The sequence below is a fragment of the Vibrio nigripulchritudo genome, from assembly GCF_027924785.1.
GTDB lineage: Bacteria > Pseudomonadota > Gammaproteobacteria > Enterobacterales > Vibrionaceae > Vibrio > Vibrio nigripulchritudo.
Map to the genome: position 1 here is coordinate 3,519,373 of NZ_AP027049.1, position 26,522 is coordinate 3,545,894.

Here is a 26,522-nt window from a genome sequence, read left to right on the forward strand (position 1 = left end):
CCGTAATTTTCTTACCCAAAGCGAATATTTTTTGTTACTTTATTGTTCAATACATACATAAGGAAAACGTTTGCGTCTCTCCTCTGTGTATCGCTTTTAGCCCGAAGTTTAAGGACGATAATCAATGGCCAAAGTTTCACTGCAAAAAGATAAGATTAAAATTCTCCTCCTTGAAGGTCTTCACCCTTCTTCTGTAGAAGTATTCCAAGCGGCTGGATACTCCAACATTGAATACATCAAAGGTTCTCTTGCCGAAGAAGACTTACTCGAAGCAGTAAAAGATGTACATTTCATTGGTATCCGTTCCCGTACTAACCTGTCAGAAAAGGTTTTTCAGGCTGCTGAAAAGCTAGTAGCAGTTGGCTGTTTCTGTATTGGTACAAACCAGGTTGATCTAAAAGCGGCTGCAAAACGCGGTATTCCAGTATTTAATGCCCCATTCTCCAACACGCGTAGTGTTGCGGAGCTTGTGCTTGGTCAGATTTTGCTTCTACTTCGTGGTATTCCAGAGAAGAATGCTCTTGCTCACCGCGGTATCTGGAAGAAGAGTGCAGACAGCTCTTACGAAGCTCGTGGTAAGCGTCTTGGTATTATTGGTTACGGGCACATTGGTACTCAGCTAGGTATCATTGCTGAAAACCTGGGTATGCGCGTTTACTTCTACGACATTGAAAACAAGCTGTCTTTGGGTAACGCAACCCAAGTTCACACAATGAGTGAACTGCTGAACAAGTGTGACGTGATTACACTGCATGTACCAGAAACAGATGGTACTAAGAACATGATGGGTGAAGCGGAATTTGCTCGCATGAAGCCAGGTTCAATCTTTATCAACGCCGCTCGTGGTACGGTAGTAGACATTCCAGCCTTGGCTTCAGCTCTGGATACGGGTCATCTTTCAGGTGCGGCCATCGACGTATTCCCTGTTGAGCCGAAAACTAACGCTGACCCGTTCGAATCTCCACTTATTCAGTTCGATAACTGTATTCTGACACCACACGTTGGTGGTTCGACTCAGGAAGCGCAGGAAAACATCGGTGTGGAAGTGGCAGGTAAGCTGGCGAAATACTCAGACAACGGTTCGACACTATCAAGTGTGAACTTCCCTGAGGTATCACTTCCTGAACATCTGGACGCATCTCGTCTGCTTCACATCCACGAGAACCGCCCGGGTATCCTGACTCAGATTAACACCATCTTCGCTGAAGAAGGCATCAACATCGTAGGTCAGTATCTACAAACCAACTCAGAAATGGGTTATGTAGTTATTGATGTTGAATCTGATCGTTCAGAAGAAGCTCTGAAAAAGCTGAAGAGCATTGAAGGCACAATCCGTGCCCGCATTCTTCACTAATTCAACTCGTATATAACTAAACGGGGACGCTTGATGCGTCCCCGTTTCTATCTCACTCGATTCACTTAAAGACGTCAGTTCAGTCTTTAAGCTTGTATACCACGTCCACTCTGTCACGAATGACAATACTGGAATCCTGATAACTGTTAGACGCTTTCTCGGCACCCAATGCCATGCTGCGCATCAAAGCCGGGCTATGAGAACTGTTGTTGTAACTGATTCGCCAGACGCTATCGACATCAAGTTCAAAACCTTCTGCCAGTGAGCGCGCTTTATCATTGGCATCTTTTATCGCAGCTAAACGGGCTTGCTGCTGATACTTAGACTCATCTTTTACTTTGAGCTGAATATCATCGACACGGTTAATTCCATCGCCCAAAGCGCCATCTAGATAGCTGTTGAGGTTCTCCAACACCTCAACAGTAACCGTCACACTGCGCGACGCCTGATAACCCACCAACTCCACTTTACCGCTTTTGGGATAGTGATATTGAGGTGCCAGATAGAGGTTAGTGCTGGAAATGTTGTCTCGCTTCACACCTGCCTGAGTTAGACGTTCAACAAACGAGCTGACTGCCTTATCTACTGCTTGCTTCGCCTGCTCCGCGGTCATCATGGTTTCCACTACCTGAACGGTAAATTCTGCCATATCAGGGACTGCCGTCACTTCTCCGTATCCCGATGTAGAAATATGTGGGAAAGAGAGCTCTTCTGCGTTGACGGGTGTCATTATCACGCCCATCAACAATACGCCGATCATCGATAGTTTTTTCATGCCGTTCTCCTCGGTTGCTTCGCTATAATAGACGCACAAGTGTTAATTTGATTCCACTCTGAATCATAATTGACACAAACTTTACTGAGGCAAATGCGTACGCGCATAGTCAATGATCGATTGAGACACTTCTTTTAACACCCCACTCTCTAATTGCCAGTGATGCCAGTACATTCTGTGAGACAGAAAGAACCCAGGCGTAATGTCTATCAGCACACCTTTCTCTAATTCGGCTTCAATTTGCTGCCTTGGAATTAAGCAATACGCTACGCCACTCAACGCTAACTTAACAAATGCCTCTGAGCTTCGGACTGTGTGCTTTAACACGCTACCCGTAGGCAAATTAAAGTGCTGGTGAACAAATCGCTCGTGCATGTCGTCATGCTGATCAAAAGCAACGGCGGGGGCACGTTTTAACGCTTCGCGATTGACGCCTTCTGGAAAATAGAGTGCGCAGAATTCTGGGCTTGCGACACAAAGATAATCGACACGTCCCAGATAATCGGCATCACAACCGGGAATAGGCTGAGCTTCCAAGCTGATGGCTCCGACCACTTCCCCACTTCGCAACTTGTCTATGGTTCTCCCCTCATCATCCACCACCAAATTCAGTTCCACACGCTTTTGCCTGAGCAAAGGAGAAAGACTTGGCAGTAACCAAGTTGCCAGGCTATCGGCATTCGTTGCTAACGCCACAGACAAGGGACGCTCACTGTTTTCGGTACTAAGTTCGGGCAGCAGCTCTTCTTCAAGCAGACAGACCCGCCTGTAGAGACCCAACAACTTCTTGCCAGCCTGAGTCGCTCTGGGCGGCTGCTCACGAACCAATACTGGCTGCGCTAGCCATTTCTCAAGTTGTTTAATTCGCTGTGATACCGCAGACTGAGAAATACAAAGCTGTTCAGCGGCTCTCTCAAATCCGCGCTGAGTAATCACACAGTCCAGTGCCTCAATCCATCGATAATCTAATCCGCGCATCACTTTTTCTCCTGGTCCTCTTCACTACATAAGTCTAACTTATCTATCATTAAAATTATTAGCTTAATTTATTTTGCGCAAACAATTATCCTCGCCACTCATTTTTGATATTTCTATTTTTTGGTAAGGGTAAAGCTGTGAACTTCTGGGTGTTATTACAAGGTTTTGGGTTGGGAGCAACGATGATCATTCCTATCGGTGCGCAAAATGCCTACGTACTAAACCAAGGCATTAAACGTAATCATCACCTGACAACAGCGACAATTTGCAGTTTGCTGGATGTCTTTTTTATCTCGCTGGGTATTTTTGGCGGCGGCGCCATTCTGTCACAAAATGAAGTATTGCTGACTTCAGTCACTCTTGGTGGTATCGCTTTCCTGACGGTCTATGGTTTAATGTCCCTGAAGAGCGCATTTGCACCTGCTGAGAAAAAAGAATCCACCGCACAAATTACGGCTCGCGGAAAACGTGCTGTCGTTTTGGGCGCATTGGCGGTAACTGTTTTAAACCCGCACTTGTATCTGGATACGGTTGTAATACTGGGCTCCATCGGTGGGCAATATGAAGGGCACGACCGCATTGCCTTCGCTATCGGTACTATTCTGGCGTCATTCGCCTGGTTCTACAGTTTATCGATGGGTGCAGCCAAATTGGGACCAACGCTATCAAAACCTAAGGTGAAAAAAGGCATTGATATTGGCGTCGCGGCTATGATGTTTACCATCGCCTTTATTCTTGCTAAAGGCTTGTGGCAACAATACATGATTTAACAGCACACGAATTGCACTCTCTGAAATCAAAAAGCGCTTAACTTTCGTTAAGCGCTTTTTTAGTTTTCGAGTAACCCTAAAATTGAGTTCGACAGCTAGTCGGCTTTGTTTAGGTTTACATCCATTTGTGGGAATGGAATTTCGATGCCAGCTTCATCAAGAGCTTCTTTGATTGCTTGCAGAGAATCGAAGTAAACATTCCAGTAGTCTGCGGTTTTCACCCATGGACGAACCACAAAGTTAACCGAAGAGTCAGCCAGCGCAACCACACCAATAGTCACACCTGGTTCTTTCAGGATACGCTCATCTTTTGCCAGAGTTTCAGCAATGATCTCTTTGGTTTTCTTCAAGTCAGAACCGTAAGAAACACCAATAACGTGGTCGATACGACGTGTCTGATGGCGAGAGTAGTTTGTGATTGGACCACCGATAACACCGCCATTAGGTACTACAACCATCTTGTTGTCTGGTGTAGTAAGAACGGTTTGGAAAATCTGAATGGAATCAACAGAACCAGATACGCCGCCAATTTCAACGTAATCGCCCGATTTGAATGGACGGAACGCTACAATAAGCACACCCGCAGCAAAGTTAGACAATGAGCCCTGAAGTGCAAGACCAACGGCCAAACCAGCCGCACCAATTACAGCAACAACTGAAGCGGTTTGTACACCAAGGCGACCTAACGCCGCAATAAGAACGATAACGAACAACAGGTAACGAACCAGCGCGTGGATAAACTCCACTACCGCTTTATCCATGTTCTTCTTCTTCATTACCTTAGCAACGCTGTTTGCGATTGCTTTAACAATGATGTTACCGATAAACAGTATCAGAACTGCTGAAAGAATATTCACACCGTACTGGATGATCAGATCCGAGTTATTTGTCAGCCAAGATTCCATTTCACTGACTCCTCCTGCTAAGTTTAAGTTATCAACCACTGATGGTTCGCTTGCCATTCCTATTTACCTCTAGGTTTTATTTTGATTTGTTGTGTTTCATTCCCCGTCAGCTATGAACTGCTAATTTAGGGAACGACGTCTCTGCGACAGAATTTCGACAAAATATCTTACAATTGAACGTATGAAAAGTCATAGTCTCGTTAATATTGAGACAGCGGCTTAAAAATTTGGTCTTTTTAAGAAAGACTTATGCAACCCTACAGATAAACCCTCATCAACTTTAGCTGGCTTTACCAAGATCGCAAGCATAAAAAAACCCGCTCGAAAGCGGGTTTTTGAAGTAAGTAAATGGCTATCTTATAGCACGTCTACAGCGTTAAGGTCTTTAAATGCCTGCTCTAGACGAGTAACCATTGAAGTTTGTGCTGCACGTAGCCATACACGTGGGTCGTAGTACTTCTTGTTAGGTGCATCTTCGCCCGTTGGGTTACCGATTTGACCTTGTAGGTAGTCGCGGTTTTCTGCTTCGTACGCGCGGATACCGTCCCAAGTTGCCCACTGAGTATCAGTATCGATGTTCATTTTGATAACACCGTAGCCGATTGACTCTTGGATTTCTTCTTGAGAAGAACCAGAACCACCGTGGAATACGAAGTTTAGAGCGTTTGGAGCAATACCAAACTTCTCTGCACAGTAAGCTTGAGAATCACGTAGGATAGTTGGAGTCAGTACAACGTTACCTGGCTTGTATACACCGTGTACGTTACCGAAAGAAGCAGCGATAGTGAAACGTGGGCTGATAGCGTTCAGTTTCTCGTAAGCGTACGCTACGTCTTCTGGAGAAGTGTAAAGCTCAGACGCATCCATGTGAGAGTTGTCTACGCCGTCTTCTTCACCACCAGTACAACCTAGTTCGATTTCTAGAGTCATGTCTAGCTTAGCCATGCGCTCTAGGTACTTAGCAGAGATTTCGATGTTCTCTTCTAGAGACTCTTCAGAAAGGTCAATCATGTGAGAAGAGAATAGAGGCTTACCAGTTTGCTCGTAGAACTCTTCACCAGCGTCCAGTAGACCGTCGATCCATGGAAGCAGTTTCTTAGCAGCGTGGTCAGTGTGTAGGATTACTGGTACACCGTAAGCTTCAGCTACAGCGTGCACGTATTTCGCACCAGCAACAGCACCAAGGATTTGAGCACCTTGACCTTCAAGTTTTACGCCTTTACCAGCGAAGAAAGCAGCACCGCCGTTCGAGAATTGAACGATAACAGGCGCTTTAACTTTAGCTGCTGCTTCTAGTACTGCGTTTACAGAGTCAGTACCAACACAGTTAACCGCTGGAAGTGCAAAGTTGTTTTCTTTAGCAACTTCAAAAACTTTCTGAACGTCATCACCAGTAATAACACCTGGTTTTACGAAGTCGAAGATCTTAGACATGGATGTAATCCTATTTATCTGTCGTTTTAAAAATAAAACTGGGTAAGTTTAAATTCTTGCAAACGTTTGCTCACAACGCGGGGTATTCTAACAGAGAACCATTCGGCATGCAGCAAACAAGAAAGCGGGAGAATGCTCCCCCGCTCTCGGTAATTCTTTACTTAGCGCGCTCTTCTAGCATCGCTACTGCAGGCAGAACTTTGCCTTCAACGAATTCAAGGAACGCACCGCCACCTGTAGAGATGTAAGAAACGTCGCCCTTGATACCGAACTTGTCGATAGCGGCTAGTGTGTCACCGCCACCTGCTACAGAGAAACCTGCAGATTCAGCGACTGCTTTAGAGATACCCGCTGTACCCGCTTCGAAGTTCTTGAACTCAAATACGCCAACAGGACCGTTCCAAAGGATGGTTTTCGCGTTACCGATGATTTCAGCAAGAGCAGCTGTTGAGTCTGGACCCAAGTCGAAGATCATGTCGTCGTCAGCTACTTCTGAAACTGGCTTGATTTCCGCTTCTGCATTTTCGTCAAACGCTTTTGCACATGCCACATCAGTCGCTACCGGGATAGAACACTCTTTCATTAGTTTCTGTGCAGTTTCAACCAGGTCTGCTTCGTATAGAGACTTACCTACGTTGTGACCATCAGCTGCGATAAAGGTGTTTGCGATACCGCCACCAACAACAAGTTGGTCTGCAACTTTAGACAGAGACTCAAGAACAGTCAGCTTAGTAGAAACTTTAGAACCACCAACGATAGCAACCAGAGGACGCTCTGGGTTATCCATCGCTTTACCTAGTGCTTCCAGTTCAGCAGCAAGAAGAGGACCTGCACATGCGATTGGCGCGTTCATGCCAACACCGTGAGTAGACGCTTGTGCACGGTGAGCTGTACCAAATGCATCCATTACGAAGATGTCACAAAGTGCCGCGTATTTCTTAGACAGTTCTTCTTCGTTTTTCTTTTCGCCTTTGTTGAAGCGAACGTTTTCCAGAACAACTAGCTCACCAGTGTTTAGCTCAAGACCGTCAAGGTAATCTTTTGCCAGTTTCACGTCGCAATCTAGTGCGTCGTTTAGGTAGTTAACTACAGGTTGTAGAGAGAACTCTTCAGCGTATTCACCTTCAGTTGGACGACCTAGGTGAGATGTCACCATTACTTTCGCGCCTGCTTCTAGGCAGTGCTTGATAGTAGGCAGAGAAGCAAGGATACGTGCATCAGAAGTCACTTTGCCTTCTTTTACCGGTACGTTTAGGTCAGCACGGATGAATACACGTTTACCTGCTAGTTCCAGGTCAGTCATCTTGATTACAGACATGATTTGTCCTCTCAACGTTCAATTTATAAAGTCTGAAAGCTCAGCTTCTTGCTAAGCCAATAAATTCTAAAACTGCTTGCATAAATTGGGGCGAATTGCATTTATTTCAAGCCCCAAAATTAAACTTTTACTGCGTTGTATAGCCCAATTTGTGCATGGTCAACGCCGTATCAAGCATCCTGTTAGCAAAACCCCATTCGTTATCACACCACACCAGCATCTTCACAAGATGTCCGTTGCTCACACGCGTTTGTGAGCCGTCTACAATGGCACTGTGGGAGTCGTGATTAAAGTCGATGGAAACTAACGGCGCCTCAGTATAGTCAACAATGTTGTGTAATGTACACCGAGATGCGTTAATAATGGTTTGATTTACGTCATTAACTTTCACATTCGTATTTATTGTTACACTTAAATCCATTGCGGTGACGTTTACTGTGGGAACACGCACCGAAATTGCTTCAAATTTGTTGGAAAATTTCGGAAATATACGTTCGATTCCCAAATGTAACTTAGTATCGACAGGAATGATAGATTGGCTCGCAGCCCGCGTACGACGTAGGTCCGAGTGGTACGCATCAATGACCTGCTGGTCATTCATAGAAGAGTGAATGGTAGTAATGGTGCCAGAGTCGATGCCAAAGGCTTCATCTAACACTTTGATAATTGGGACAATACAGTTCGTGGTACAAGAACCATTCGAAACCACATTGTGTTCTGCCACGAGAGATTCGTGGTTCACTCCATAGATAATGGTGTTGTCTAAATCACTTGCACCCGGGTGTGAAAACAGCACTTTTTTAGCACCTGCTGCAATGTGCTTCTGGCCATCTTCCTGAGAACCATATACGCCAGTACAGTCAAGCACGACATCGACCTCAAGATCACGCCACGGTAATAAGTTGATGTCTTCCAAGTGTAGGATTCGAATAGAGTCATGTTCACCACTTTCGTGATGAATAAACAGATGCTCTTGATCGTGAGAAACTTTTTTGAAAAACCGACCGTGAGAAGTGTCGTATTGAAGTAGGTGTGCCATGGCTTCAGGCTGAGCCAGTTCATTCACCGCAACCACTTTGATCTGCTGGTTCTTATTGCTTTCATAGACTGCACGCAAAACATTGCGTCCAATTCGACCAAATCCGTTGATCGCGACTTTTAGCATCACCGCTGTCCTCACATAAATTGCGTGGAACAGATAGTAACTGATATTACTAAAACTTCACAAGCTAACTGAGGTTAACCTTTGTCTGAACCTGCTTTCATCGCCCCAAAACCGCACCTGATGCCTTGCTGTGAATGGCACAAATAATAGGATTCAATTTTGACTTACTTGGAACTTGCAAAGCAACAAGTTAAAAACATGAAGTCACTCGCATCAAATCATCTAACCCTTTGAACATTAGAAACTTATTCTAGTACATTAATCACGTGCAACTTTTGGCGCTTTCTAAAATCATTTTTTCACCAAAAGGACACGCACATGACAGAATGGCCAGCCGAACAGTATTGTGATACCTGTAGGACGACCACCAGCCACAAAGAAATGATGGTACGTAAGCCAAGCCGCTACGATACCGACTATTCTATATCCGGCAGAATAAAGCTGTTTCTCCATTCATGGATAAACGCAGGTGAATACCACGATATGAATCGCTACGTCACCTGTAAAGCGTGTAACACCAAATCGCTGGACAATCGCGGAAACGAATTCGAGTGATAAAAAAACCGAGCCACTGGCTCGGTTTTGTCTTTTAGGCTACTCGATTAAGCCAGCAATTCGTTTGCCGTCTCAACCACGTTTTCTACAGTGAAACCGAACATCTTGAACAGTTCGCCTGCTGGTGCAGATTCACCGAATGTTGTCATACCAATGATACGACCGTCGAAACCTACGTACTTGTACCAGAAGTCAGCGATGCCCGCTTCAACAGCGATACGCGCCGTCACGTCTGATGGCAGTACGGATTCACGGTAAGCCGCGTCTTGCTTGTCGAATGCGTCCGTAGAAGGCATAGATACGACGCGAACTTTCTTGCCCGCTTCAGTCAGTTTCGCTGCTGCTTCTACAGTCAGCTCGACTTCTGAACCCGTTGCAATCAGGATAAGCTCAGGCTTGCCATCGCTGTCTTTCAGGATGTAACCGCCTTTTGCGATATCAGCAACCTGTGCTGCGTCACGCTCTTGCTGGTCAGGTTCTGACGAGAGAAGATAAGCGATGTTGGACCGTCTTTGCGCTCAATCGCCAGTTTCCATGCGACTGCAGATTCTACCTGGTCACATGGACGCCATGTGCTCATGTTTGGTGTCAGACGAAGAGACGCAATTTGCTCAACTGGCTGGTGAGTCGGACCGTCTTCACCCAGACCGATGGAGTCGTGCGTGTATACCTGAATGTTCTGCACTTTCATCAGTGCCGCCATACGCATTGCGTTACGCGCGTATTCCATGAACATCAGGAAGGTGGCACCGTAAGGAACGAAACCGCCATGTAGCGCGATACCGTTCATGATGGCGTCATACCGAACTCACGCACACCGTAGTGGATGTAGTTACCGGACGCGTCTTCTGCCGTCAGTGACTTAGAGCCAGACCACATGGTCAGGTTTGAAGGCGCAAGGTCAGCGGAGCCACCCATGAAGTCAGGCAGGATAGCGCCGAAGGCTTCCAGTGCGTTTTGAGACGCTTTACGTGATGCGATGTTGGCTGGGTTTGCCTGAAGGTCAGCAATGATTTGGTTCGCTTTCGCTTCCCATTCTGCTGGCAGGTCGCCGTTTACTCGACGCTTGAATTCAGCGGCAAGCTCTGGATACGCTGCTTCATAAGCTGCAAATTTCTCGTTCCACGCTGCTTCCTTAGCTGCGCCTGCTTCTTTCGCAGACCACTCTGCGTAGACTTCCTGCGGAATTTCAAAAGGACCGTGCTCCCAACCTAAAAACTCACGTGCTGCTGCAATTTCTTCATGACCCAATGGCGCACCGTGACAGTCGTGCGAACCGGATTTGTTTGGTGAACCGAAACCGATGATGGTCTTAGTACAAATCAATGTCGGGCGAGGGTCGGCTTTCGCGGCTTCAATCGCTGCATTAATGGCTTCAGCGTCGTGACCGTCGACCGCTGGAATCACATGCCAGCCGTACGCTTCAAAACGCTTAGGCGTGTCGTCAGAGAACCAGCCTTCCACTTCACCGTCGATAGAGATGCCGTTGTCATCCCAGAACGCAATCAGCTTGCCAAGACCCAATGTGCCTGCAAGAGAACACGCTTCGTGCGAGATGCCTTCCATCAGACAGCCGTCGCCCATGAAAGCGTAAGTGAAGTGGTCAACAATGTCGTGACCGTCTTTGTTGAACTGCGCCGCCAGAGATTTCTCTGCCAGTGCCATGCCTACAGCGTTGGTGATGCCCTGACCCAGAGGACCCGTCGTCGTCTCAACACCTGGTGCGTAACCGTATTCTGGGTGACCCGGCGTTTTAGAGTGCAGTTGACGGAAGTTCTTCAACTCTTCGATTGGCAAATCGTAACCCGCCAGATGAAGCAGAGAGTAAATCAGCATCGAGCCGTGACCGTTAGACAGCACAAAGCGGTCGCGGTCTGCCCACTCAGGGTTCGATGGGTTGTGGTTTAGGTGAGAGCGCCAAAGAACTTCAGCGATGTCTGCCATACCCATAGGTGCGCCTGGGTGACCGGAGTTCGCTGCTTGAACGCCATCCATGCTCAGAGCACGAATTGCGTTAGCCAGATGTTTACGAGAGGACATGTCTGCTCCTGAATGCATTAAGCGAATTGAAAGTAGAAATTGTGAGGGCGTATTGTCGCAAAGCACAATAGGTGCTGCAATCGATTTACCGACCATTTTCGTGACGTTCACTACTCTTTTTCTACAATCTGCGCCAACGTCTTCGAAAATACGCAACATTGCGCAATCGATTGGTTATGAGATATGTACAAAATTTGCTTGAAATCTGCCTTTTCGAAATTAGAATAGACGTCTAGATGTAGAAACACCTACAAAAAATACTGTATTTAAACGAGATGGGTTACATAAAACCGGTCTCTTCACCTTTTTTAGTGGAGCTATCATGGCAAAGCACCTATTCACTTCTGAGTCTGTTTCAGAAGGTCATCCAGATAAGATTGCAGACCAAATTTCTGATGCAGTTCTTGATGCGATTCTGGCACAAGACCCAAAAGCTCGCGTAGCGTGTGAAACCTATGTGAAGACGGGCATGGTAATGGTGGGTGGTGAAATCACCACTTCAGCATGGGTAGACATCGAAGAGCTGACACGCCAAACGGTTCGTGATATCGGTTACGTTCACTCAGACATGGGTTTCGATGCAGATTCCTGTGCAGTTCTGAACACCATCGGTAAGCAGTCTCCAGACATCAACCAGGGTGTTGATAAGTCTGACCCTAAAGAACAAGGTGCGGGCGATCAGGGCATCATGTTTGGTTACGCAACCAATGAAACTGATGTATTCATGCCAGCTCCAATCACTTACTCTCACCTACTGGTTCAAAAGCAAGCGGAAGTTCGTAAAAACGAAACACTTCCTTGGTTGCGCCCAGATGCAAAATCTCAGGTAACGTTCCAATACGATCAAGGTAAGATCGTAGGCATCGACGCAGTTGTACTTTCAACTCAGCACTGTGATTCGGTTTCAACGCCTGACCTTCGTGAAGCAGTAATGGAAGAAATCATCAAGCCAGTACTGCCTTCTGAGTGGCTGAACAAAGAGACTAAGTTCTTCATCAACCCAACCGGTCGTTTTGTTATCGGTGGTCCTATGGGTGACTGTGGTCTGACTGGTCGTAAGATCATCGTTGATACCTACGGCGGCGCAGCTCGTCACGGTGGCGGTGCATTCTCTGGTAAAGATCCATCAAAAGTTGACCGCAGTGCCGCTTACGCTGCACGTTACGTTGCTAAAAACATCGTTGCTGCAGGTCTGGCTGACCGTTGTGAGATTCAGCTTTCTTACGCTATCGGTGTTGCTGATCCAACGTCTATCATGGTGGAAACTTTCGGTACTGAGAAAGTGTCTCACGACATCATCATCGAAGCCGTTCGCCAGAACTTCGACCTACGCCCATACGGTCTTCAGGAAATGCTGAACCTGCTTCAGCCTATCTACCAGAAGACAGCAGCTTACGGTCACTTCGGTCGTGAAGAATTCCCATGGGAAGCAACAGATAAAGCCGTAATTCTGCGCGAGTTTGCTGGTCTGTAAGGTTCTTACCTTTCCAGACAAATAACGTATTCGAAAGCCTCTGATTCTCAGAGGCTTTTTTACATCTATTTCACCCCTCGAATACCTGCTACATCATTAATTTAATTTGAATTTGTGGGGATTTTACGTGCCTAGATCAAAGTCACGCAAACGTTAACCCGATAGATTGCAGAGACGCACTAAATAACTATCGTTCTCTGCTGCTCATGCTCCATTGCCACAACCTTTCTGTCCAGTTACAACAGGCACTTGTGCTTCATCCTTTGGATCTTGAAATTCAAAGAAATGAGCGCTGGGTGATCATCGGGCGTAATGGCTCTGGAAAAACTTCGTTACTGAAAGCCATCACCAATTTACTCCCGTTTACTGGTGACGTAACCTTTAATCAGAAGTCGCTCAGTCGCATGAAGCATGAGGAAAAAGCGAAACTCATCAGCTATGTCCCTCAACACAGTAATGTTGATGGTCGATTAACGTTGCGAGAGTACATTCGACTGACTTCCTCACCGCCACTCCCCTGCCAGTCAATCATCGAGACAGTGACCAGAGCACTGAAAATCGATTCCTTACTGGATAAGAGGCTCGGGCAATTATCGGGTGGTCAGAAGCAGCGGACACATATCGCCAGAGCGCTATGCCAGCAAACCGAATTTATGGTTTTGGATGAACCGCTTAATCACCTGGATCCATGCGCACAAGGTGAAGTGCTATCACTACTCAAACAAAAGAACACCACTCTGATTTGTTCACTCCACGACATTACCCTTGCCGCTAAATTTGCCACTCACATTGCCATACTGGAACGCGGTAGGCTTATCGCCAAAGGTCGCTCTGAAACCTTGCTTTCTCAACAGCAGCTTCAATCTATTTTTGATGTGGACGTCATCCATGCCACCAACACACGGACTTTAAACACCAGCCCTTTTCTTGATATAGAACTGGTCCAAGGAACGACTTAAGATGAAAAGAATCTTCGCCTCAGCGCTCTGCTTACTCTTTACTGCGCCCATTCACGCTCAAATCACCGTCGATAACTGCGGAACACCGCTTACTCTGGATACTCCTCCGAAAACCTTGATCACCCACGATATCAATATGTCGGAGATGGCGTTTGCGCTAGAGCTTAATGAACACATGATTGGCGTAACCGGCATCAGTGGGTACTACAAAACCACTCCAGCTTTTAAGCAGTTGCAAGGCAGTATTCCAGAGCTGGCGCCGAAGTACCCTTCCCTGGAAGTTTTGGTCAATGCCAAGCCCGATGTGTTTTTTGCTGGTTGGAATTATGGAATGAGACTTGGCGGCTCCGTAACACCTGAAGCACTGAAAGAGTTTGGCACCGATACCCTTATCCTGAATGAAAGCTGCAGCCACATTCTGAAAAACAAAAAGCCCGCCACCATGGAGCAGATGTTCGATGATGTGAGCCGCCTTGCCACCTTATTCGGTAAACAGGACAAAGCAACACAGTTGATCTCGGGCTGGAAAAGCCAGTTAACCAAGATTCAGAACAGCACCAAAGGACAAAAACCTCTCAAAGTCTTTCTTTACGATTCAGGCGAAGACAAGCCTTTTACCGCAGGCAAATACGCCATTGTCAGCGCCATGATTGAAGCAGCGGGTGGCGATAACATTATGAAAGATCTCGGCATCAGTTGGGGTTTAACCTCTTGGGAATCCGTGGCATTGCATAACCCAGATTTGATTATTCTTTTGGATTATCAAAATGGTACGGGAGCCAAAGGAATGCAGCGCTTCCTAGAAAAGCACCCGGCAATGAAAACCACAACTGCGGTGAAACTCGGTCAATACGTACCCTTGCGCTATGAGGAAATCACACCGGGACCAGCTAATCTAGATGCCATTGAAAAACTGGCGACTCGTATTCAGGCAATCAATGAACAGCCGTAGCCTTCTTTTCAATCCAGTCACGCTGAGCACCGCAATGTTCAGTGTACTGTTCATGGCGTTAGCCTTGCTTTCCCTGAGCCTGGGGAGCGTTAACCTTTCTCTGGCGCAGGTTATCGAGGTTGTCTCGAAAGCATTGGAATCCAATGCAGAAACGCCTATCGCACAAGTTGTGTTGCATTTGCGCCTTCCCAGAACTTTAGTAGCAATGATCTGTGGCGCGGGTCTGGGGGTTGTCGGGGCGCTGTTGCAAACCGTCACTAAAAACGATCTTGCCGACCCTTTTATCTTTGGCTTGTCATCTGGCGCAGCGACCGGAGCCGTATTTGTCATCACCGTTATCGGGAGCACTATAGGCGTCTGGACGCTTCCCCTCGCCTCATTTATCGGTGGCATAGTTTCCGCCACCGCAGTTCTGTTTCTGGTCAGAAAAGTACGTGGGCAAGTGTCATCTCAGATCGTTCTGGCAGGGCTAGCGATTTCGTTTCTGTTCACGGCACTCACGAATTTCTTAGTTTTTAATGGCGACCAACGTGCCGCTCACTCCATCCTTTTCTGGTCGCTGGGCGGTTTAGGCAGTGCACGTTGGGACAACCTTCTCATTGTGATTACCGGACTAGCAGTGTTGGGGATATTGGGGGTGCTCTGCTACCGCCAGCTCGACTGTTTACTTGCCGGAGATGACGTTGCTCAAACCATGGGCGTCAATACCAAAAAGCTGCAAACCGTGGTGTTTGTTGTCTGTGCTTTTGCGACGTCATGCTTCGTCTCAATCATCGGCGTCGTGGGGTTTATCGGTCTGATGGTGCCGCACATCGCAAAGAAAATAGCCGGACCATTACACAAAAAGCTGCTCATAACATCGGCACTGCTAGGTGCGCTGGTGATGCTGCTTAGTGACATTCTCGCCAGAACGCTTGTTGCACCACAAGAATTGCCTTTAGGCGTCGTCACCACCGCATTTGGTGCCTTGTTTATTATCTCGATTCTGATGGAGAAGCGAGATGGTAACTAGAAAACGGAGAAGACAGTAAAACGTAGACTTTAATGTAAACAACCCTCAGGGAATCAGGTGTAACTCCTGAACTGTACCCGCAGCTGTAAGCGATGAGCGTTTTACAAGCCACTGAATCAAAGGATTTGGGAAGGAGTAAACCGCGGCGAGTTCCTCGACATCGTAAGTCAGAATACCTGAACACACATGAATACCGAGCGGGATTACTCAAATACCTTTTACTTCCTTGTGACCTCAGGGGAGCGCTCTGTATTCAAAAAAGTTCGCTAGTTTAGATGAGAATACAGTGGTCACGAAAGTTAAACGCTCAAAAAACAAGTCAGAACTCCGAAGTGGATTTACCACAGGAGCTTGCGCCGCAGCGGCGAGCAGAGCAGCGGTTCAGACTCTGTTGACAAGCCACCAGCCTGACTACATTTCCATCACCTTACCTAACGGTGAACCCGCTACGTTTAAAGTGGCTTTTATCCACATAACGAAACAAACGGTAACCGCCAGTGTTATTAAAGACGCGGGTGACGACCCTGACTGTACTCATGAAGCGCACATTCAGTGTATTGCTCGATGGCAACCCACCCCTGGGTTCACCATAGAAGGAGGAGTTGGCGTAGCGCGGGTAACTCTGCCCGGTCTGGAGCTTCCAGTTGGAGAAGCTGCCATCAACCCGGTTCCACGCAAAAACATTCTGGATATGGTGATGCTGGAATGGAATCAGTCCACCTCATCGCAAAGACAAGCTGCGGGCATATCTCTGGAAATTTGTGTTCCAGATGGTGAAGAGCGGGCTAAGGAAACGATTGGTCCAAGGCTTGGGCTCATCGGGGGTATCTCCATTCTGGGCACTCGCGGCACGGTGAAGCCCTACTCAACGTCCGCGTTCTCGGCGTCTGTCCGTCAATCGGTTCAGATCGCTCGGCAGAATGGGCAGAACCATTTAGTGCTTACTACCGGGTCGCGAACGGAAAAATCAGCAATGACCATGCTCCCCGACTACCCTTCAATGTGTTTTATTCAGGCTGGGGACTTTGTCGGCGTGGGGCTTCGCTCTGCCAAACGCTATCAGGTGGATAAAGTGACCGTCGTTGCCATGATTGGCAAGCTAGGAAAAATGGTTGCAGGGCACATGATGACTCATGTTTCAGGCAAAGCGATCGATTTTTCACTGCTGGCTGATCTCGCCATTCAGGTTGGCGAATCGAGCGACTTTGCCAACCAGATCAGGCAAGCCAATACGGGAAGACATGTGCTTGAAATCTGGAAAGAAGCACAAAGCACTCGCTCAGTTCCCAACCCACTGTTTTTATCCGTTCTGTGCCAACAGGCGGCGGAACATGCCGCCATCTACGTGAAACACGCAGTGAGTATCGAATTCAAACTGATCGACTTTAATGGCGATTTGCTGGCGGAACACGCCTGTCCGAAAGGGGATATACCGAAAACCCCAGACTCATCAAATACCCATGCCACTCAACAGGAGGCTCAATGACCAACGATATGCGTCAAATGACCAAGCAAGGTCAGCAAATAGAAAGTGACTCGTTCTCGATCATCGACCATGAAATAGAGACGCTTCACGGAGGGCATTCATTTCAAAAGGGTGAGTGGAATGTCGTTCGTCGCGCCATTCATACCACAGGCGATTTCGAATACGCGCAGCTCTATCGATTCAGCGACAACGCCATCGAAACAGCCATTTCAGCACTTAAATCTGGCGCCAATATCATCACGGATGTCAGTATGATCGTCACAGGCCTGAATCAGACCCGACTAAAGGTTTATGGTAATCAGGCACACTGTTTTATCAGCCACCCCGATGTAATCCAAACCGCAAAAACGACTGGAGAGACACGTGCGATTCACACCATGCGTTATGCACGAGATAGTGGGCAACTTGACGGTGCCATTGTCGGGGTCGGGAACGCTCCAACTGCTTTGTTGGAACTGCTTCGAATGATAGAAGCTGGCGAGGCAAAGCCCGCATTAATCATTGGTATCCCCGTGGGTTTCGTTAAAGCCGATGAATCCAAACAGGCACTGACAGAGCAAAATCAGGTGCCTTACATTGCGAGCCTGGGTCGCAAGGGGGGCAGCCCGCTGGTGGTGTCCACCATCCACGCGCTGCTCGCGGAGTCGATACAATGACTTGCGCGACATTACCAAATGCCGCTGTCACGGTGGTTGGTGTGCCCGAAGACGGATGCCTGAGCTTAACCAGCCGAGCAGTGAATGCCGTGGAATCGGCAAGAGTCATCGCAGGTAACGACCGTCTTCTGGAGTGGTTCCCACAATTCAAAGGGGAACGTTTGTCCATGAATCAGGGCTACCAGCCTTGGTTTGCTCAGGTATTAGAAGAAAGTGAGGAAGGTGGCGTTGTTGTGCTTGCCTCTGGCGACCCGCTTTTCTTTGGTATCGGTCAGTCGATATTGAATAAGTTGCCTCATCACGAAGTGCGCTTTATTCCCTCCCCGTCATCCATGCAACTGGCCTGTAGTCGAGTCGGGCTCCCGTGGCAGAACATGAAAGCCATCTCGCTGCATGGTCGTAAACAGCATGACAACGTCATTCAGGGGCTCGCCAGCCAAATCCAGTGGGGAACAAGTTACTGCCTGTTAACTGATGCTCACAACCACCCCGCACGAATTGCAACACATCTAATCAACTACACCCAGCAAGGCTGGCTGGGTTGGGTTTGCGAGAATCTGGGTTCAACCGAAGAAAAAATCACGAAATGGTCGTTAGACGATCTTGCCAGATGCGCTTCAGGGGACTTTTCTTCGCTCAATGTACTGATTTTACACAGAGCAGAACCACATGCCTGGGGGATAGCCGGTCAGTACGCCAGTGATGATGATTTTATGAAGCGAACCCCCAAGCGTGGGCTAATCACTAAACAGCCCGTTCGCCATTTAGCTCTTGCGTCAATGCGCATACAGCCTCATTCCGTGGTATGGGATATCGGTACTGGTTCAGGTTCTGTCGCTATCGAAGTGGCGAAACAATGTTATTTGGGGCAGGTGTTCACCATCGAGTCCAACCCGGAATGTTACGAGTCGATCGAAGCCAACCTAAAAGCTCACGGCACGGACAATGTTAGGTTGATTAAGGATAAAGCGCCTAACCAGCTTGAACATCTCCCGGCACCCGACAGCATCTTTGTTGGCGGAAGCCGAGGCAATATGACGTCGATTCTGGATACCTGCTGGGAAGCATTGAAACCCGGAGGTGTCATTGTTGGCTCTGCCGTCACAGTCGACTCTACCTGCGAACTTCATCATTGGAGTAAAGGGAATCAAGCACCGACTCACGTTCAGTTGGTCAACGTTTCTAATGGAGTTCCTCTGGCGCATTACACACGTTATCAGGCAGAGAACCCTATTCACTTATTCACATTCACCAAACCGCTGGCTGAATAAATACTGCGGTCAGGAAAACACAACATAAAAATACAATAATGAGAAAGTCAAAATGAAATTAGGAACTATGTATGCGGTCGGTGTGGGTACCGGTGACCCGGAGCTATTAACGCTAAAAGCACACCGCATTTTAAGCCAGGCTGATGTTGTTGCCTTCCCAGAAAAAGACGCCGGGAGTCAGCAGTCCTTTGCTCAACACATTGTCGATGGCAGCCTGAGAAGAAGCGACATGCGAGGCGAAGTGATGTTTCTCCACTTCCCGATGACGCGAGATCCCAATGTCAATATTCCCGCCTGGCAAAAAGCCGCTGAGACTATAGCTTGCCTGCTAAGGCAAGGTAAATCCGTTGCGTTTGCGACCGAGGGCGATCCTTCCGTCTACAGCACCTGGGCTTATATTCAGGAAGAACTTTCTGAGATTTTGCCCGAGCTCGACCCAGTAATCATTCCGGGCATTACCTCGGTTACGGCAATCCCGTCTCAGACCAAAATCCCTCTGGCAGACGGTCAGGAGCGTTTCTGTGTGGTCCCCGCCACTTGGGGGCTGGAATGTCTTGAGAGGCTGGTACTGGATTTTGACACCATCATGCTCATCAAAGCCGGTCGGGTTATTCCTAAGCTCACTAAACAGCTTCAGGCGATGAACATGCTGGACTGCGCAACGTATGTTTCTCACGCCACCACCGAGCAGCAAGAGGTGTACACCAATCTCAATGATGTGCCGAATGAGCATCGTTATTTTTCTATGGTTCAGCTCTCTGTCCGCTCGCGTCGCGGAGTACTTCGAGGCACAACACAGTCACAACCCTGTGCCGTATTGGAAAGCAGGAGAGCCTGATGAAGATTGCGATTTACGCCATTACCTTGCACGGCGCAAGGCAAGCTCAAAGGCTGGCACAGACCTTTCCGTTTGCAGACGTGTTCGTCGCACCTGTGGGGAAAGAAGAATACCCAGATGCCAATAGTCTTACCCTGCCTTTATCCGGCTTCTTTACCGAAAAGTTCGCCGATTACGATCACCATATCTGCTTTTTCGCAGCAGGGATCGTTAGCCGAATGATAGGTCCCCTTCTTCGGGACAAGCGAACCGACCCGGGGGTGATTTGCATTGATGATCACGGGCAGTTTGTGATTCCAATGCTTTCAGGTCATCGAGGCGGAGCAAATGCCATTGCACTGCAAATATCACAAGCGCTTAGTGCCACGCCCGTGATTACTACCGCATCGGATGTCGCTGGCAGCCTGTCAGTTGATATGTTGGGAGCGCCCTTTGGCTGGACGCTCGATCCTGAATGTGAGCCAGCCATCACGGCAACCAGTGCCGCCGTCGTCAACGAGAAACGTGTATTGATTGTTCAGCATGCTGGTGAACAAAACTGGTGGCAGCACAAACGCTCTATGCCCCGACACATCATGACGCACCCGGATTTGTCTCAGACAGATCTCACAAAAGTGGAACCTGCTGAGTGGGATGGACTGGTGCTTATCTCAGATGAGGAGACCCCAAAGGGCTATGCGTTGTGGCAAAGCAAAACGGTACTGTGGCGACCTAAGTCATTAGTTCTCGGTATTGGATGCGATCGCAATACTCCGTTGCAGGTGCTTCTGGCAGGCATTCATCAATTTCTTGAAGAGCATAACCTGTCTAAATACAGTATTTCCGCACTGGCAAGCATCGCGTTAAAAGCCGACGAACAAGGTATTCTGGCGCTTTCTGAGCAGGATCAGATTCCATTTCATACTTATCCCGCCAGCGAGTTAGATTACGTGGAAGGCATTGAGAACCCTTCGGATTACGTAAAGAAAATTACAGGCGTTTCATCAGTGGCGGAAGCGTCTGCGCTCAAACATTCTGCCCGTACTCAACTCCTCGTCCCTAAATGGAAGTTCAAGCAGGATGGCTTCAACATGACTCTTGCGTGCTGTCGAATCACTTATGATGAACCTCTTGCCAAAAAGAAATGGAAAAACTGGCTCGACAAAGACGTCAAAATCAATCTGCATGGTAACGAAGTGGTTGATGGATTCCAGTGCAAACCCAAACACGTCGATCTCAACCGCCCCATGCTTTATCACCGCCACCACATTCTGCTCTGCGAGGGAGGGCGCTGCGCCAAAGAAGGCAGTAAGAACCTCGCCCATGACCTACGGCAAGTACTCAAATCAATTGGTTTTGCCAGTGGGGAGCAGCGAATCAAAATCAGCCGTACGCACTGCGCAGGCACCTGCCGAAACCGTGCTGCGATGGTGATCTACGAACGCCTTCAACCCAATGAAACACCCATCAACAACGGCTTATGGGTGAAAGGGATTGATCAGTTTACCGAGCAGACCTGGAAAGAACTTTTCACACACCTGGTCGAGCGTAAGCCACTCAAACAATGGCTCGATCCACAATACATCGCACCTATCGAAAGTGCCGATGACCAAAACACGCTATAAGACCAAAACAAAAAATAAGGATAGTTAACCCATGAAACGACTTCGTCATTACAATCAAGGCACCGCCATTGTTCTTAGCTGCTTTGGCAGTGTGATTGAACAGCAGCGGTATGAAGACTTGGCTGAGCGTGTTCGCGAGACCTACCCGGACACCCATGTTCGTGTCGCCACCAGCTCGAAAATGGTGGTCAAAAAGCTGGCGCGTAAAGACAATCAATGTTTTAGCCTTCCGCAAGTTCTGGCTGATCTCGATACACAAGGTTATGAGCGAATTCTAGTGGTTTCCGTGTACCTGTTCCCGACCGATGAACACCGATACCTGACATCCATTGTCGACGGATTCAAACAATTCTCCTTAGCCCGTATCGAACAGACACCAGCCATCATGCACCACAGTCAGCTCGCCACCCGACTGATTTCTGCCCTGCACGAACGTTTCATGCCTAGAGAGCATTTTAATGTGTTCATTCATCACGGTGCCCCTATGCTCGACAACCCGGGGCATCAGGCGATTCACTACAGCGCTGACTTTCTGAGTAGCCTGTCTGAACGCAACTTCGCCTGTTCACTCGAAGGAGCGTGGCCTTTCCAATTGCTGAAAGATGAAATGCTTCGCCGCATAAAAACGCTCCATACCGGCGGTGGCAAGCCAGTACTTAACTTAGTTCCGTTACTTTTGGTTTCCGGTAACCACTTTATTAATGATCTCAACGAGATCAAAGAGGCTTTGTCTCAAGATGCTGAAGTGAAAATTGCCGAACCTGTTCAAGGTGACAAATTCTGTATGCTGGACATGCCTGAGCTGCTGGATGTTCTCGACAGGCAGATTAAAGAAGGATTGATTCGTCTTAACGCTCCCGAAGGAGTGCTCTAGTCATGGCAAAATTAACCTTGGTTGGTCTTGGACCGGGCTCTATTGAACTTGTTACGCCAGCCGCGCAGCACGCCATTAAAACCGCTGATGTGGTCGCAGGTTACAAAGCGTATGTTGAGCTTATCGACGAACTGATTGTTGAGCAGGAAGTCATCCAAAGTGGGATGACACGCGAGTGGGATCGCGCGCAGGCGGCGGTAGAAGAGGCCGCCAAAGGCAAGCAAGTGGTTTTGGTGTGCTCAGGAGACTCGGGCATGTACGCCATGGCGCCACTGGTGCTGGAACTGCTTGAGCAAAACCCTCTGCTAAATCAGCAGATTGAGTTAGATATTATTCCCGGCATTACCGCAGCCAACGCGTGTGCATCATTGGTTGGTGCTCCGCTCGGTCACGACAGTTGCACCATCTCTTTGTCGGATCTGCTCACCCCTTGGGATGTGATCACCAAGCGCATTGAAGCCGCTGCTATCGCTGATTTTGCCATCACGTTTTATAACCCGAGATCCAAAAAGCGAACCCAACATATCGAAACTGCTCGTGAGATCTTGCTGAAACATAAAGATCCAAGTACACCCGTTGCCGTCGTCAATGCTGCCTACCGCGAAGATCAGCAAGTCACACTGACCACTCTGGCTGAGTTTACTCAGGTGGAGTTTGGTATGAATGCGGCAGTCGTGGTCGGCAATAGCAACAGCTATCGCTTTGGCCACTGGATCATTACACCCAGAGGCTACACCAATAAATATCAGCTTAAAGACGGTTCGGTACTCGACGGGCAGAAACGTGGACACTCACTGAAAATAAAAGATGAGGTGAACTGACATGACGGTTTATTTTATTGGTGCCGGTCCGGGCGATCCAGATTTGATCACCGTAAAAGGGGCTAAGCTTGTCGAAGAGTGCCCTGTCGTGGTTTACGCAGGTAGCCTGGTGCCCAGAGCGGTCATTGATCGCGCTAGACCTGATGCGCAGGTTTACAACTCTGCGGACATGGATCTGGATGATCTGACTCGCGTTTACCAGATCGCTCATGAGAAAGGGGAACATGTTGCCCGGGTTCAAACTGGTGATCTTTCTATTTACTCATCGTTAGCTGAACAAACTCGCCGCTTAAATGAGTTAGGAATCGACTGGAAGGTCGTACCTGGGGTGAGTTCATTTCAAGCCAGCGCCGCAGCACTCGGGCAAGAGCTGACGCTTCCTGAAAAGTGTCAGACCATTATCCTCAGCCGAGCATCAGGTCGTACTCCTGTTCCCGAGAAAGAGAACTTGCGGTCACTGGCGTCTCATGAGGCAACGTTATGTTTATTTCTCAGCGCCACACTCATTCGCAAAGTCGTGAGGGAACTGTCCGATGTCTACCCTCCTGACTGGCCCGTCGCAGTGGTCGAGAAAGCCAGCCATCCTGAACAACGCATTTTCCGTGGTACATTAAGCACCATTGCTCAAATCATGCATGATGAGGGGATTCGCTCAACCGCAATGATTATTGTCAGCAAAGTTCTGGGCGACAACAGCTTCGTCGATTCAAAGCTTTATGACCCCACTTTCTCACACGCCTGTCGACAGGCGCGCATCGTCACGAATGAATCTGAGTGATTTTGTGGCTGAAGATAAGGAAAAATATATGGGAACCGCTTATTGCTCTGCTTTGGTTGTTGGGGCACCGTCATCTGGAAGTGGCAAAACCACGGTTGTTGCTGCGCTGGCGCGAGCACTGACTCAGCAGGGAAAAAAGGTTCGTGTCTTTAAAACGGGTCCTGACTTTATCGATCCCCAGTTTCTGTCTATCGCTTCAGCGGCTCCGGTCTATCAACTGGACTTATGGATGTGCGGAGAAGCCGAGTGCCAGCATTTACTCTACAAAGCGGCGCAGGAAGCGGATGTCATTCTTATTGAAGGTGTCATGGGCATGTTCGATGGCAAGTGTTCCAGTGCAGACATTGCCGCCAAATTTCAGTTACCCATGCTCGCCGTGGTGGATGCTGGCGCAATGGCTCAAACCTTTGGTGCTTTGGTGCATGGCTTGTCGACTTACCGGGATGATGTTGATGTCTTTGGGGTAGTGGCAAATCGTGTGGGGTCAAAAAGACACTCTGAAATGCTGAAAGAAAGCCTGAAACCAGAAACGGCTTTTTGCGGTTGGTTACCGAAAGACATGGATCTTTCACTGCCCGAGCGTCACCTCGGACTGGTGCAGGCACAGGAACTGGATGACATTGAACAGCGGCTTGATCGCGCTGCCCAATTGATTAACGAGTTTGGTGACATTCCCTTACCTCCTCCCCAATCATTTCATCCACCAACTCAATCTAAACCAGACGTCACAGGTACACTGAAAGACCAGACAATTGCCATCGCCAACGACGCCAGCTTTGCTTTTTTGTATCAGGCGAACATTGACCTGCTGGAATCATTAGGCGCAACGCTGACATACTTTTCGCCCCTTGCGCAGGACGAGCTACCCCATTGTGATGCGCTATACCTGCCAGGTGGATACCCAGAACTCTATATGGAGAAACTAGCGAGCAACGAGCCTCTGAATCAACAGATCTTAGAGCACATCAAACAGGGTAAGCCTTGTCTGGCTGAATGTGGCGGCATGCTATATCTGAACAAAACACTGACGGATAAGAACGATCAGACGAAAAAGTTAGTGGGCGCTTTGAATGCCAACGCTTACATGCAAAACAAGCTGGCTGCCCTAGGCATTTTGGAAGCCAGTATCCATGGTCAACCGTTACGCGGACACACTTTTCACTACTCAAAGACCGTTAGCGAAGAAAAAATACTGACCGAACCACTCTCCCAATATGGAACTCCAACCGATCCTGTATGGGTAAAACACGCCACGGTAGCCTCATATGCTCACTGGTATTTTCCTTATAATCCTGATCTTATTGTAAAAATATTTCGAGGCACTTTATTCTGAAGTCAACCCATCTCTCTTGTGATCAATAACAAATCCCAGAATTGAGCCGAAAGAAGTTTGATATTTATCTCTGGATAGTTAATAGTTAACATAATGTTAACAACCTTTCTCAGAGAAAGGGTATTGTTAACGTTGTAAAGTCGATGCGCCGCTTACAAAAATTGATCGCCTGCGAGGCATCGAGCACCTATGGATGATGGGTGTGTGACCCCTGTTGAGAAAGTTGAACCACAAAAGGTCGGCACGCCCTGGGAAAATTCAAACTCGGTTTTGTGAGCAAGCTCCGTCAGCGTTGAGTACTCCGGAGTTCAAGCAGAATCGGTCATGGAGGGTCTATGCCTCGTACACTCAGTCCAAATGACGTCTCTGATAAAAAAGAACACGTCATTCCAGATTCAGAATACGCCAGAACCATACCTTGTAATAAAATCGGCATCACCGAGCCATTTCACTGGCTTGCCATGGCTGTAAACGACTTAATGCGAACACCTTTAATCAGCGCTTTTTATGGTCTCTGTTTTACCGCAGCGGCAATTGGCGTTGTGGGTCTGGTGTACTGGCAAGGTACGCACTTAGTGGTACTGCCAAGTCTTATCGTCTACATGCTTATTGGTCCGTTTCTCGCACTTGGCTTATACGATGCAGCGTGGGAACTCGAAAAAGGACACAAACCTAAGCTACTCCATTCCATGCACGCCATCGGACGCAATTCAGTATCACAGTGGGGATTTGCCCTGATGCTCAGCATCGCCATGATATTCTGGATGCGAATAGCAGCGTTACTACATGCGCTCTACCCTTCTGTAGAAGGTGCGCCTATCGCTGACTTCCTGCCGTTTCTGGTGATCGGTTCCCTTATCGGGCTTGTGCTCTCAACCATCATTTTCTGTATCTCTGTCTTTTCCATTCCAATGATGATGGAACGCAGAGTGGACATCATGACCGCTGTGTTCACCAGCTTTAACGCAGTGAAATCCAATATTCCAGCCATGATTGTTTGGGCATTCATCATTTGTGGTGGGCTTATCATCGGTTTTGCGACCTTTGGTCTGGGTATGATGATCGTCATGCCTATTCTGGGCTTTGGCACCTGGCATGGCTACGAGGCAACAATACAGCGTCGTCACCATTAACAAGCTCCGCATTTTCAGTACAATAGCAGCCTCGTCA

The 26,522-nt window shown here is 48.1% G+C and carries 23 protein-coding genes, 1 pseudogene and 1 riboswitch; of the genes and pseudogenes, 17 read left to right on the plus strand and 7 right to left on the minus strand.

The annotated features are described in order from the left end of the window. The first annotated feature begins 124 nt into the window (after positions 1-124). Entirely contained in the window at positions 125-1,354 is a 1,230-nt protein-coding gene (gene serA / locus QMG91_RS16015; protein ID WP_004401342.1) for a phosphoglycerate dehydrogenase, read from the plus strand. Between the two features lie 79 nt (positions 1,355-1,433). On the opposite strand, the gene QMG91_RS16020 is transcribed toward serA, so the two are convergent. Together QMG91_RS16020 and QMG91_RS16025 are read right to left on the minus strand one after the other, a co-directional pair. Then, positions 1,434-2,129 (minus strand): oxidative stress defense protein, encoded by a 696-nt coding sequence (locus tag QMG91_RS16020; RefSeq protein ID WP_004401343.1) that lies wholly within the window; start codon positions 2,127-2,129, stop codon positions 1,434-1,436. Between the two features lie 81 nt (positions 2,130-2,210). Continuing rightward, positions 2,211-3,107, minus strand: coding sequence for a LysR family transcriptional regulator ArgP (locus QMG91_RS16025; protein WP_281827639.1), 897 nt, complete (start codon positions 3,105-3,107; stop codon positions 2,211-2,213). A gap of 137 nt (positions 3,108-3,244) precedes the next feature. Here QMG91_RS16025 and QMG91_RS16030 point away from each other — a divergent pair, with 137 nt between their 5' ends. Beyond that, positions 3,245-3,877 (plus strand): LysE/ArgO family amino acid transporter, encoded by a 633-nt coding sequence (locus tag QMG91_RS16030; protein WP_281827640.1) that lies wholly within the window; start codon positions 3,245-3,247, stop codon positions 3,875-3,877. Positions 3,878-3,972: 95 nt separating this feature from the next. Here QMG91_RS16030 and mscS read toward each other — a convergent pair whose 3' ends face one another. The 4 genes from mscS to epd all read right to left on the minus strand — a co-directional run bounded on the left by mscS (position 3,973) and on the right by epd (position 8,699). After that, the gene (mscS, locus tag QMG91_RS16035) at positions 3,973-4,839 is read right to left on the minus strand and encodes a small-conductance mechanosensitive channel MscS (RefSeq protein ID WP_022600526.1); all 867 of its coding nucleotides are present in this window, start codon (positions 4,837-4,839) and stop codon (positions 3,973-3,975) included. A 300-nt stretch (positions 4,840-5,139) separates the two neighbouring features. Beyond that, positions 5,140-6,216, minus strand: a complete 1,077-nt coding sequence (gene fbaA / locus QMG91_RS16040) for a class II fructose-bisphosphate aldolase (protein WP_004401347.1) — start codon at positions 6,214-6,216, stop codon at positions 5,140-5,142. A gap of 157 nt (positions 6,217-6,373) precedes the next feature. Further along, positions 6,374-7,534, minus strand: coding sequence for a phosphoglycerate kinase (locus QMG91_RS16045; protein WP_281827641.1), 1,161 nt, complete (start codon positions 7,532-7,534; stop codon positions 6,374-6,376). Between the two features lie 127 nt (positions 7,535-7,661). Next, entirely contained in the window at positions 7,662-8,699 is a 1,038-nt protein-coding gene (epd, locus tag QMG91_RS16050) for an erythrose-4-phosphate dehydrogenase (RefSeq protein ID WP_004401349.1), read from the minus strand. Between the two features lie 318 nt (positions 8,700-9,017). On the opposite strand from epd, the gene QMG91_RS16055 reads away from it, so the two are divergent. Then, the gene (locus QMG91_RS16055; RefSeq protein WP_022549524.1) at positions 9,018-9,254 is read left to right on the plus strand and encodes a hypothetical protein; all 237 of its coding nucleotides are present in this window, start codon (positions 9,018-9,020) and stop codon (positions 9,252-9,254) included. A gap of 47 nt (positions 9,255-9,301) precedes the next feature. Here the strand turns inward: QMG91_RS16055 and tkt are convergent. Further along, positions 9,302-11,294, minus strand: a pseudogene (gene tkt, locus QMG91_RS16060) (transketolase). Between the two features lie 322 nt (positions 11,295-11,616). Between tkt and metK the strand changes: the two are divergent. The 14 genes from metK to QMG91_RS16130 all read left to right on the plus strand — a co-directional run bounded on the left by metK (position 11,617) and on the right by QMG91_RS16130 (position 26,485). Continuing rightward, positions 11,617-12,768 (plus strand): methionine adenosyltransferase, encoded by a 1,152-nt coding sequence (gene metK / locus QMG91_RS16065; RefSeq protein WP_004409338.1) that lies wholly within the window; start codon positions 11,617-11,619, stop codon positions 12,766-12,768. Positions 12,769-12,974: 206 nt separating this feature from the next. Continuing rightward, entirely contained in the window at positions 12,975-13,727 is a 753-nt protein-coding gene (locus QMG91_RS16070; protein WP_281827643.1) for an ABC transporter ATP-binding protein, read from the plus strand. Between the two features lies 1 nt (position 13,728). After that, positions 13,729-14,679 carry an ABC transporter substrate-binding protein gene (locus QMG91_RS16075; protein ID WP_281827644.1) on the plus strand — a complete coding sequence of 317 codons (951 nt, stop codon included), beginning with the start codon at positions 13,729-13,731 and terminating at the stop codon, positions 14,677-14,679. Next, the gene (locus QMG91_RS16080) at positions 14,633-15,691 is read left to right on the plus strand and encodes a FecCD family ABC transporter permease (RefSeq protein WP_281830476.1); all 1,059 of its coding nucleotides are present in this window, start codon (positions 14,633-14,635) and stop codon (positions 15,689-15,691) included. The genes QMG91_RS16075 and QMG91_RS16080 overlap by 47 nt, the downstream gene beginning before the upstream one ends. A gap of 47 nt (positions 15,692-15,738) precedes the next feature. Continuing rightward, positions 15,739-15,869, plus strand: a riboswitch (cobalamin riboswitch). 108 nt (positions 15,870-15,977) lie between these two features. Beyond that, positions 15,978-17,177, plus strand: coding sequence for a cobalt-precorrin-5B (C(1))-methyltransferase (locus QMG91_RS16085; protein ID WP_281827645.1), 1,200 nt, complete (start codon positions 15,978-15,980; stop codon positions 17,175-17,177). Beyond that, positions 17,174-17,833 (plus strand): precorrin-8X methylmutase, encoded by a 660-nt coding sequence (locus tag QMG91_RS16090; RefSeq protein ID WP_281827646.1) that lies wholly within the window; start codon positions 17,174-17,176, stop codon positions 17,831-17,833. The genes QMG91_RS16085 and QMG91_RS16090 overlap by 4 nt, the downstream gene beginning before the upstream one ends. Then, complete coding sequence (gene cbiE / locus QMG91_RS16095) at positions 17,830-19,104, plus strand: precorrin-6y C5,15-methyltransferase (decarboxylating) subunit CbiE (RefSeq protein WP_281827647.1); 1,275 nt, start codon at positions 17,830-17,832, stop codon at positions 19,102-19,104. Before QMG91_RS16090 ends, cbiE begins: the two co-directional genes overlap by 4 nt. Positions 19,105-19,156: 52 nt before the next feature. Next, positions 19,157-19,942, plus strand: a complete 786-nt coding sequence (gene cobI, locus QMG91_RS16100; protein WP_281827648.1) for a precorrin-2 C(20)-methyltransferase — start codon at positions 19,157-19,159, stop codon at positions 19,940-19,942. Beyond that, positions 19,942-21,546 carry a cobalamin biosynthesis protein gene (locus QMG91_RS16105; RefSeq protein ID WP_281827649.1) on the plus strand — a complete coding sequence of 535 codons (1,605 nt, stop codon included), beginning with the start codon at positions 19,942-19,944 and terminating at the stop codon, positions 21,544-21,546. Before cobI ends, QMG91_RS16105 begins: the two co-directional genes overlap by 1 nt. 31 nt (positions 21,547-21,577) lie before the next feature. Then, positions 21,578-22,420, plus strand: a complete 843-nt coding sequence (locus QMG91_RS16110; protein WP_281827650.1) for a sirohydrochlorin cobaltochelatase — start codon at positions 21,578-21,580, stop codon at positions 22,418-22,420. 2 nt (positions 22,421-22,422) lie between these two features. Beyond that, complete coding sequence (gene cobJ / locus QMG91_RS16115; RefSeq protein ID WP_281827651.1) at positions 22,423-23,241, plus strand: precorrin-3B C(17)-methyltransferase; 819 nt, start codon at positions 22,423-22,425, stop codon at positions 23,239-23,241. Between the two features lies 1 nt (position 23,242). Then, positions 23,243-24,019, plus strand: coding sequence for a precorrin-4 C(11)-methyltransferase (gene cobM / locus QMG91_RS16120; RefSeq protein ID WP_281827652.1), 777 nt, complete (start codon positions 23,243-23,245; stop codon positions 24,017-24,019). A 28-nt stretch (positions 24,020-24,047) separates the two neighbouring features. Further along, on the plus strand, positions 24,048-25,352 hold the full coding sequence (locus QMG91_RS16125; RefSeq protein WP_281827653.1) for a cobyrinate a,c-diamide synthase: 1,305 nt from the start codon (positions 24,048-24,050) through the stop codon (positions 25,350-25,352). Between the two features lie 335 nt (positions 25,353-25,687). After that, positions 25,688-26,485: a DUF2189 domain-containing protein gene (locus QMG91_RS16130; protein WP_004409309.1), complete on the plus strand. Its 798-nt coding sequence runs from the start codon at positions 25,688-25,690 to the stop codon at positions 26,483-26,485. The last annotated feature ends 37 nt before the right edge of the window (positions 26,486-26,522 follow it).